Source organism: Paenibacillus sp. NPDC057934 (assembly GCF_042887565.1).
Classification (GTDB): domain Bacteria; phylum Bacillota; class Bacilli; order Paenibacillales; family Paenibacillaceae; genus Paenibacillus_AQ.
The window spans coordinates 182916-192788 of the sequence record NZ_JBHVPB010000012.1; the positions used below are offsets into that span (position 1 = coordinate 182916).

General features: G+C 50.5%; 6 protein-coding genes. 5 read left to right on the forward strand and 1 reads right to left on the reverse strand.

From position 1 onward, the window contains the following. The first annotated feature begins 54 nt into the window (after positions 1-54). From ACFVRY_RS25420 to ACFVRY_RS25440, 5 genes are all read left to right on the forward strand, one after another. Positions 55-987, forward strand: a complete 933-nt coding sequence (locus ACFVRY_RS25420) for an ABC transporter permease (RefSeq protein ID WP_379203559.1) — start codon at positions 55-57, stop codon at positions 985-987. A 24-nt stretch (positions 988-1011) separates the two neighbouring features. Then, complete coding sequence (locus tag ACFVRY_RS25425; RefSeq protein ID WP_379203527.1) at positions 1012-1929, forward strand: carbohydrate ABC transporter permease; 918 nt, start codon at positions 1012-1014, stop codon at positions 1927-1929. A 101-nt stretch (positions 1930-2030) separates the two neighbouring features. Further along, on the forward strand, positions 2031-3350 hold the full coding sequence (locus ACFVRY_RS25430; protein ID WP_387503062.1) for a glycoside hydrolase family 125 protein: 1320 nt from the start codon (positions 2031-2033) through the stop codon (positions 3348-3350). Further along, complete coding sequence (locus ACFVRY_RS25435) at positions 3347-6499, forward strand: beta-galactosidase (protein WP_387503063.1); 3153 nt, start codon at positions 3347-3349, stop codon at positions 6497-6499. The genes ACFVRY_RS25430 and ACFVRY_RS25435 overlap by 4 nt, the downstream gene beginning before the upstream one ends. 23 nt (positions 6500-6522) lie before the next feature. After that, positions 6523-9261 carry an alpha-mannosidase gene (locus tag ACFVRY_RS25440; protein ID WP_387503064.1) on the forward strand — a complete coding sequence of 913 codons (2739 nt, stop codon included), beginning with the start codon at positions 6523-6525 and terminating at the stop codon, positions 9259-9261. A 350-nt stretch (positions 9262-9611) separates the two neighbouring features. On the opposite strand, the gene ACFVRY_RS25445 is transcribed toward ACFVRY_RS25440, so the two are convergent. Next, positions 9612-9873: hypothetical protein (locus tag ACFVRY_RS25445; protein ID WP_387503065.1), on the reverse strand; the 262-nt coding region annotated here is incomplete at its 5' end.

Below are 9873 nucleotides of genomic sequence, written 5' to 3' on the forward strand. Positions count from 1 at the left end.
GGGTGAGACTCTTGCCCGGTCTTCTTTACCATTCAGGAGGGATTCACTGTGAGAATGGCCCGAGAATTTTTCGGAAATATCAATAAAAACAAGGTTATGCTGTTTATGGTTCTACCGGGTACCCTTTGGTTCCTCTTCTTTTCATATCTACCGATGCTAGGGACGGTTATCGCTTTTAAGGAGTATCGCTTTAGTAGAGACGGCTTTTGGGCCAGTATCGTCAACAGCAAATGGGTGGGGCTCGACAACTTCAAGTTCCTGTTTACCACCAATGATGCATATATCATTACACGTAATACGCTGCTCTATAATGCTGCATTTATTATAGTAGGACTAGCTTTGTCTGTTCTGCTGGCAGTCGTGCTATCGGAAATCGTTAATAAAAAACTCGCTAAGGTCTATCAGACCGGTATGTTCCTGCCTTATTTTCTGTCATGGGTTGTCGTCGGCTACTTTGCCTTCAGCTTCCTCAGCTCCGAACGTGGCATGCTGAACCAGATTATGGGCTATTTCGGTGCGGAGTCTGTGCAATGGTATTCGGAAAAGAAATATTGGCCGCTGATCCTCATCCTCGTATATCTATGGAAAGCCGTCGGCTACAACAGTGTCGTCTATCTGGCTGCCATTATGGGGATCGACAAGTCACTCTATGAAGCGGCGATGATCGACGGGGCCAGCAAACTCCAACAGATCCGCAACATTACGCTACCGCTTTTAAGACCGATTCTTACCATTATGACCCTGCTTGCTGTAGGGAAAATTTTCTATGCCGACTTCGGCCTCTTCTATCAGGTGCCTCGTAATTCCGGTACCTTATACAGCGTCACGAACGTTATTGACACCTATGTCTATCAAGGTCTCAAGAGTACGGGTGAGATTGGCATGAGTACAGCGGCAGGTCTTTATCAGTCGCTCGTCGGGTTCACGCTCGTCATGTTCTCGAACTATGTGGTGCGCAAATACGACAAAGACAGCGCATTGTTCTAAATCACCTGAAAGGAGTGTGCCCATATGTCATCAATTACGCGTAAAGAACGCGATTTTCATCAATTGTCCAAACCAATGAATGTGTTATTTAACTTGATCGCCGGAATCTTTGCCTTTCTCTGCGTATTTCCGTTTCTGTTCGTTGTCATCATCTCCTTCACCGATGAAGGAGCGCTGGCAAGAGACGGCTACCGGTTAATCCCGTCCAAATGGAGCCTCGGAGCATACCGTTATGTTTTTGAGTCCGGGGATATGCTGCTTCGTTCCTATGGCGTTACTATTCTAGTTACTGTGCTCGGAACGATCGTCAGTCTGTTATTGATGTCTTTTTATGCTTATGCTATTTCGCGTAAAAGCTTCCGGTATCGTAATTTCTTTTCGTTCCTTGCTTTCTTCACTATGCTGTTCAACGGTGGTTTGGTGCCGACTTATATCGTAGTCACTCAATTGCTGCACCTGAAGGATACCATCTGGGCACTGGTGCTGCCGCTGGCTGTCAACGCGTTCTATATTATGATCTTGCGAACGTTCTATACGACCAGCGTGCCTGACGCTATTATCGAGTCGGGTAAAATCGACGGAGCCGGCGAGTTCCGGATTTTCCTCACGCTAGTGCTGCCGTTGTCGCTTCCAGGTCTGGCTACGATTGCGTTGTTCAGCACACTCGGCTACTGGAATGACTGGTTCAACGCCCTGCTCTACATCGACACTCCGAATCTCGTACCGCTGCAATCCATGCTAATGCGGATCGAGACCAGTATGCAGTTCCTATTACAGAATTCACAGAACAGCTCGCTCAGCCTGGAAGCCTTGCGCTCGATGCCGCAAGATACCTCTCGTATGGCGATGGTGGTGCTGGCGACAGGACCGATTATTTTCGCTTACCCATTCTTCCAGCGCTATTTCATACAGGGACTTACTGTAGGCGCGGTGAAAGAGTAATTCAACCGGAAGTCCAAACATTTTCCGCAATGTTACCCCTGTAATTTTCCTGAGATTAATCTTAATCATTCGATAACACATATAAAAGGAGAGTATATTCCTTGGAACAATTCAGACTACCCAAAATAGCGATGCCACAACTTACTCTGCCAAAAGCAGTGCAGGAAGTGCTGGCAGAAGCTGAAGAAAAGCTGGCCCATCGTCCGAAGCTGCTACAACTGTTCAAGAACTGCTTCCCAAATACGCTGGAGACGACCACAAAGCTATTGGATGACGGAACAACCTTTGTCATTACCGGAGATATCCCAGCTTCGTGGCTGCGCGATTCGGTAGAACAAGTAATCCATTATGTGCCACTGGCCAAGAATGATCCAGATTTGCAGCGCATCATCGGCGGGTTGATCAAGCGGCATATCCAATACATCCATGTTGATCCTTATGCGAATGCATTCAATGAATCGGCTAATGATTGGCACTGGAATACGACTGATGTGACCGAGATGTCGCCGTGGGTGTGGGAGCGGAAGTTCGAGATTGATTCGTTGTGCTTCGTGATTCGCCTGGCCTACACGTACTGGAAAGAGACCGGACTTACCGATTTCTTCGATGCCGGATTCAAGTCGGCCTTGCGCCTGATCGTAGATCTGTTCAAAAGAGAGCAGCATCATTTTGAGCAGTCTCCATACCGGTTCACTCGCAATAACGGCATTCCTGAGGACTCGCTGCGTAATGGAGGGCTTGGCATGCCGGTCAACTATACCGGGATGATCTGGTCCGGCTTCCGCTCCAGTGATGATGCCTGTGATTTCCACTACAACATTCCAGGTAACATGTTCGCCGTGGTGGCGCTGCGTCAAATGCAGGAATTTGCAGAGTGGATCTTCCGTGATCTCGATTTCCTGGCCGAGCTGAAGGAACTTGAATTTGAAGTGGATCATGGTATTAAGCTGTACGGCATTTACCGTCACCCTGAATTTGGGCCGATCTATGCTTATGAGACGGATGGTTTCGGTAACTACTGTCTGATGGATGATGCGGGAACACCAGGACTGATCTCTATCCCTTACCTGGGGTATACCACAGCGGATGATCCGATCTATCAGAACACAAGACGGTTCGCGCTTAGCAAGGAGAACCCGTTCTACTTTGAAGGAACAGCTGCTAAAGGTATCGGCAGCCCACATACACCGAAGGACTACATCTGGCATATGGCCTTGTCTATGCAGGGCATTACGGCACAATCTACTGAAGAGAAGCTGGAAATGATCAAGCTATTGGAAAGCACTGAAGCTGGAACAGGATATATGCATGAAGGTTTTCATGTAGATGATCCATCTGTCTTTACGAGAAGCTGGTTTGCCTGGTCGAACAGTCTTTTCTCGCAGCTCGTCTACCGGGCGATGAAAGAAGGGATTCTGTGAGCGCGGCAGGAGTGATTGTTTTTTGTGATCCGCTGTTTCCGGGAGAACTTGCACCTGGAGCTGCGCAGGGTATTGAGACAGGCTTGCTGGGCGTCTCCGTAGCATCCGTTAATGGTCACGGGCTAGCGGAAGCACTGGATACTGCTCCGGCAGGCGGGGTCTTCATTAATCTGCATGCGCCATATTTTCCTAAGGCAGTCTGGCCTTCTATTGTTGCCTATCTGCAAAGAGGCGGGGGCTTGATCAGCGCTGGAGGTGCACCTTTTAAACATCCGGTGACCTGGGAAGCTGGGGAGTGGCATGTCGAAGCAGAGCAGACGGCCTACCACCGTCAGCTTCATATTCATGAAGCACTGCGGGTGAGCAGCGAAGAGCGGGCCAGCGAGTATGCCTCGCACCAGGATATCCCACTCTTCGCCGGGCAGGAGCAGCTTCTGCCGGTTGCGGATACCTGGAATCTCGTGCCGCATGTCACGAAGAGTAGTGATCTGCCGGACCAAATGGGCTCCAGCGGACCGATGGATACACGGATTTATGCACTCCTGAAAGGTGTGTCGGATCAAGGCCGGGAAATCTCGGCCCCAGTTGTGCTGTGGGAGCATGTTGGCGGGCCCTTCAAGGGTGGACGCTGGCTGTTCATTAACCAGCCACTGGGTCAGAGCTTTTGGGAGAATGGTGGAGCGACAGCTTTGGCAGGCTGGACTGCTTTTGCAGCCAAAGGTGTTACGGAACTGTGGTTGAAGCCAAATTATGCTTCCTACGAGTTGGGCGAGCGCCCTGTGCTCAGCCTGCAAAGCCAGCGCCTGAGCAGTCACGCTTCTTCTTCTGCGGAAGTTGCTAAGTGGAAGCTGTCCTTCACTCTTAATAAAGAGGGTGAGGACGCGGTATTCAACCATGAATGCAGTGTTGAAGTTACCCGCGAGCTGAACATCCTGCGGATTCCGGTTCCGGTTGAGCTTCAGCCTGGGCTGTACCGGCTGGTTTGCCGGGCCGAATCAGAGGATGGCGAAGTGCGAATGCTGCGTCAAGGCCTGTGGGGCCATGATGAAGATTTGCTTACGCAAGGTGAGCCAGTTTCGGCTGGCAGAGATTATTTTGTGAAGAACGGAAAGCCATTGCCGGTGGTGGGTATGACCTACATGACTTCTGATGTGGCGCGCAAGTTCTTGTTCTTGCCGAACGCTGACGTTTGGGACCGCGATATGGCACAAATGAAGAAAGCGGGAATCAACTGGATTCGTACCGGCATCTGGACGGCTTACCGGAATGTAATGCAGGTGGACGGACACGCCTCGGAAGAGGTGCTGCGGGCCATCGACGCCTTCTTCCTGACCGCGAAGCGGCATGACCTGCAGGTGACGTTCACCTTCTTCTCCTTCACACCGGAGACTTGGGAGGGCACGAACCCGTATCTTGATCCCCGCAGCGTGGAAGCCCAGAAGCGGTTCATCCGCTCGATCATCTCCCGGCACCGCTCCACAACTCATGTGGATTGGGATCTAATTAACGAACCGTCGATGTTCGACCCGCCGCGGATCTTCTCGGACGGGCCTAGCTCAGCGAGAGATATCCATGAGATCAAGGCCTTCTCGGCTTGGCTGGAAAAGCGTCACGGGAACATCTCCACTTTGCAGGAGCACTGGAATATGACACCGCTGGAGCTGCCGGACTTCGCGGCTGCCCGTCCTCCTGAGCAGAGCGAAATTAACTTCAGCATCCAGGATATTCACTCAGGCAAACGCGGCACGCGTTGGCTTGATTACTGCCTGTTCTCGATGGATATGCACAATGTCTGGGCGCAGGAGCTGTACGGAACGATTAAAGAGCTGTGTCCGAATCATATGGTTACTGTCGGACAGGACGAGGCCCTGGGTGCGCAGCGGCCATCGCCTTTCTTCTATGAAGAGGCCGTTGATTACACGACTGTCCACACCTGGTGGCTGAATGATAGCCTGCTATGGAGTGGTATTTTCGCTAAAACGGCGAACAAGCCGAATTTGATCCAAGAGACCGGCATTATGTACGTCGAGACACCGGACGGGCGGGCCAAGCGGAGCGAGGAAGAGTTACGGGCTATTCTGGAGCGTAAGTATGCTTATGCCTTTGCTACTGGAGGTGCCGGTGCCGTGCAATGGATCTGGAACACGAACTTCTATATGGATAATGCCAACGAATCACAGATCGGCGCTGTCCGTGCGGACGGCACCGAGAAGCCAGAAGCTGATGTATCCTATGATTTCGGCCGTTTTATCGCCGAAGCCGGAGGAATGTTCGACGGACGCAAGCTGGAAGACATTGCAGTTATTTTCCCGTATTCCAATGACTTCTCCAACCGGAAGCTGGCTTATGATGCCACAACGCGCCTGACACGGATTATGTCTTACCAATTGCATTTGCCGCTGCGTGGAGTATCGGAATACGATTTGGACGCATTGGAAGCCCAACCACCGAAGCTGATTATGCTGCCAAGTGCACACAATCTCGACAATGAGGCCATGAAGAAGCTGTTGTCATTCGTAGAGCGCACGGGTGCGACCTTGCTGGTGACTGGCAGTCTTGGCCTTGACGCATACTGGCAGCCAACAGACCGATTGGATCATCTGCTGGGTCGTCGGGAGCTTCATAATGTACGTAGGGAAGAACGGCTGAATCTGAACGGAGTAATGTTCCCAGTCTCCTACGGACAGCGTAGAATTGCAGAGCTTATTAAAGAAGTGTCCCTGGACGTTCCGAACGCCACTGCTCAATCTGTACAAGGCGATGCTGTAGTAGAGGTAGCTATCGGAAAAGGACGCCTGATCTGGAGCCCGCTGCCGCTGGAGCTGAACGAACGGGATGAGCCGATTGCGGCACTGTACCGATATGCGGTGAGGATTTCCGGTGTTCAAGAGGATTTGCAATGGCACACCGGTGGTGATCTGCCGGGAGTGTACGGCCGGAAGCTGAATTTTGCAGAGGGCGCCCTGTTTGTGTTCGTCTCCGAATATGCCTGGGACACAGAGGTAGAAGTTAAGGATGTTGCTACGGGTACCGTATATAGCTTTATTTTGGACAAAGAACGCTCGGTGCTGTTCACGGTGGATGCGGAAGGACGCTTGCTATCTGTGTACAGACCGGATGAAGTAACAATTTCTAGCCGCAAGGGCTAAGGTGAGAGGGGAGACAAGAGTTCATGGCTAAAAAAAGAACAGCGCATATCGTATCCCACACGCATTGGGACCGGGAATGGTATTTGCCTTACGAGAAGCATCACGTCCGTCTGATTCAACTGGTGGATGCGCTTCTGGAGAAGCTTGATGAGGGATCGGCCTTTAAGAGCTTTTATCTGGATGGGCAGACGATCATTCTGGAGGATTACCTTCAGGTTCGCCCGGAGAACAAGGAGAAGCTGGAGCGCTATATCCGTGAAGGACGAATTCTGATTGGACCGTGGTACATTCTGCAGGATGCATTCCTGACAAGCAGTGAAGCTAACGTGCGTAATATGCAGATCGGGCACCAGGATGCTGAGAAATTCGGAACACCGTCCAAAATCGGTTATTTCCCCGATACCTTTGGTCTGACCGGACAAATTCCGCAGCTGATGCTGCAATCCGGGATCTCCAACGCGTTCTTCGGACGTGGCGTGAAGCCAACCGGCTTCAATAACACCGTCTCCGATGGTGATTATGAATCCTCCTATTCTGAGCTGATCTGGGAGGGACCGGACGGCTCTAAAATCCTGGGTATCCTGTTCGCTAATTGGTATTCCAACGGCAACGAGGTTCCGGTAGAAGAAGGAGCTGCTAAGGAATTCTGGGATCGCAAGCTTGCAGATGCTGAGAAATATGCTTCGACCAGCGAGCTATTGTATATGAACGGATGTGACCACCAGCCGCTGCAGACCGATCTTCCGGAAGCGATCGAGACGGCGAAGGCGCTGTACCCGGATACAGAGTTTGTTCATTCCAACTTCCCGGATTATCTGGATGCCTTGAAAGACAGCCTGCAAGACGAGCTTTCTTCTGTAAAAGGCGAACTGCGCAGTCAGCGCACGGACGGTTGGGGCACCCTGGTCAACACGGCCTCAGCACGTGTCTATTTGAAGCAGATGAACCAGAAGGGTCAAACCATCCTGGAAAAAGTGGCAGAACCGCTGGCCTCCATTGCTCAGCTTGCAGGACAATCTTATCCGCATCATCTGTTCACCTACGCCTGGAAGACACTGATGCAGAACCATCCGCATGACAGCATTTGTGGCTGTAGCGTGGATGAAGTGCACCGGGAAATGGTTACTCGTTTTGATAAAAGCCGTCATGTTGCCGAAAGCATTGTAGAGGACAGCGGCCGGTTTATCGCTGAAGCCGTTGATACTTCCGGCTATAGTAAATTCGGCAATGATGCGGTGCCGGTTGTCGTTATGAATACAACAGGCTGGAACCGCACCGGTACGGTCAGCGTGGAGTTGGATGCAGCGCGGTTGTATCTGCGTGAAGGCTTCTCTCTGAAAGAGACCGCCCGCCGTATGCAAGAGGTTTCCCTCGATGGATATCAATTGGTGGATGAGAATGGCATCGCTGTATCCTACACCATTGAAGACCTTGGACTGAGCTTCGGCTATGACTTGCCGGACAATCAATTCCGTCAGCCTTATTCATGCCGTAAAATCAAACTTACGTTTGAAGCCTCTGATGTTCCTGCACTTGGTCTACGTACCTATGCCTGGGTGAAGTCGGCTGAGCCGGCTCCTGCATTTGTTTCCTTACTGAAGGGAGCAAGGGTGCTTGAGAACGATGGAATTAAGGTGGAGATTGCCGACGACGGCTCTTTCACCTTGCATGATAAGAACAGCGATACTTCTTACAATGATCTTGGTGTTTATGAGAATACCGGCGATATCGGTAATGAATATATGTACAGACAGCCGGATGGTGAGACTCCGCTGACCACCAAAGGACTGCAAGCAGGCATCCGTGTGCTTGAAGATACCTCTTTCCGGGCTGCGATTGAAATCGTCCATGACTGGGAAATTCCTGCTTCAGCTGATGAATTGCTGGACGCAGAGCAGCGGGCCCTTGTCTACTACCCGGAACGTAAGGCGCAGCGCAGCCGTGAGACCGTTACATTGAAGCTTCGTACCGTGCTTTCGCTCGAACGGAAGGGCAAAGGTCTGTCCATCGAATCTACTATTAATAACAACGCTAAAGATCACCGGGTACGGATGTTGTTCCCGACCGATCTGGTAACTGATGTGCACCATGCAGATTCCATGTTCGAAATTGCTACCCGGGATAATGTACCGGCGAGCGAATGGTTGAACCCGAGCAATACCCAGCATCAGCAGAATTTTGTTGATGTCAGCGGTGACCAAGCCGGACTCACGGTAGCTAATTTGGGACTGAATGAGTACGAAATCTTGCGGGATGGCCGTAATACAGTGGCTGTAACCCTGCTGCGTAGTGTGGGCGAGCTGGGGGACTGGGGCTGGTTCCCGACACCGGAAGCTCAGTGCTTGGGTGAGCATACGGTACAGTTGCAACTTATCCCGCATAGCGGGGATGGGATTACGTCCGGTGCATATCCTGAGGCTTATCAATTCCAGGTGCCATGGACTGTCCTCCAGACAGGGGTTCATGAGGGTAAACTTACCTCGGGCTATACACCATTCCAATGGAAGGGTACAGCATCGGCATTCTCCTCTCTGAAAATGAACGAAAAGACTGGCGATCTGCTGGTTCGCTGGTACAACATGACTGGGCAGCCTGTAGAGCTGGCTCTGGATGTCGTTGTTCCGCATGAGCATCTGTATGTGACCAGTATTCTGGAAGAGCGCACAGCGCCGCTTGCAGACCCTGGACATGGTTCGTATTCACTGGAGGTCGGTCCTTACGGGATTGTGACTTATGGAATTCAGATTCGGGACGAACAGTAATAACGAAGTACGGAATTGTAACCTTCAAAGCCAGTTTCCATCGTGGATGGAAACTGGCTTTTTCAGATAAATAAAGATCTGACTTTGTAAGATGTAGAGATTGAAGTATTAATCAAACGGGTAATGGGGCATAGTAGGGGAGATCACATCCGTTTAATATTGTAAATTGATGTTACAGCTATCCAGCCTAATGGAATGTACTTGCTATTGGCAGACCGTGTAAAAGCGCCTGTACAAAGGGATAGGTATGTAAGGTGCGGGTTATTTTAAATAAAATAATAAAAACACTTGCAATGGTCTTCTATACATGGTATATTCTAATTCCGGCCGAGAAACAAACGATGCCGAGCTCAAAAAAAGAAATTAAAAAAAGAGCTTGACATTAAAACGCCGAACATGATATAGTATAAGAGTTGCTGCTGAGACATTAAGCGGACAACGGGAACAGCTTGATCTTTGAAAACTGAACAACGAGTGAGTATCGAATTCACGAAAGTGAATTCAAAATGAGAATATAAATTCTCGTCAGATGTTTCAAAATGAGCAATCGCTCTTTCTAAATACCAATTTGGAGAGTTTGATCCTGGCTCAGGACGAACGCTGGCGGCGTGC

Excerpts from the sequence above, each read along its gene's own strand:
- ACFVRY_RS25440 (WP_387503064.1), top strand. The coding sequence starts at position 6,523 with ATGGCTAAAAAAAGAACAGCGCATATCGTATCCCACACGCATTGGGAC.
- ACFVRY_RS25420 (WP_379203559.1), top strand. The coding sequence starts at position 55 with ATGGCCCGAGAATTTTTCGGAAATATCAATAAAAACAAGGTTATGCTG.
- ACFVRY_RS25425 (WP_379203527.1), top strand. The coding sequence starts at position 1,012 with ATGTCATCAATTACGCGTAAAGAACGCGATTTTCATCAATTGTCCAAA.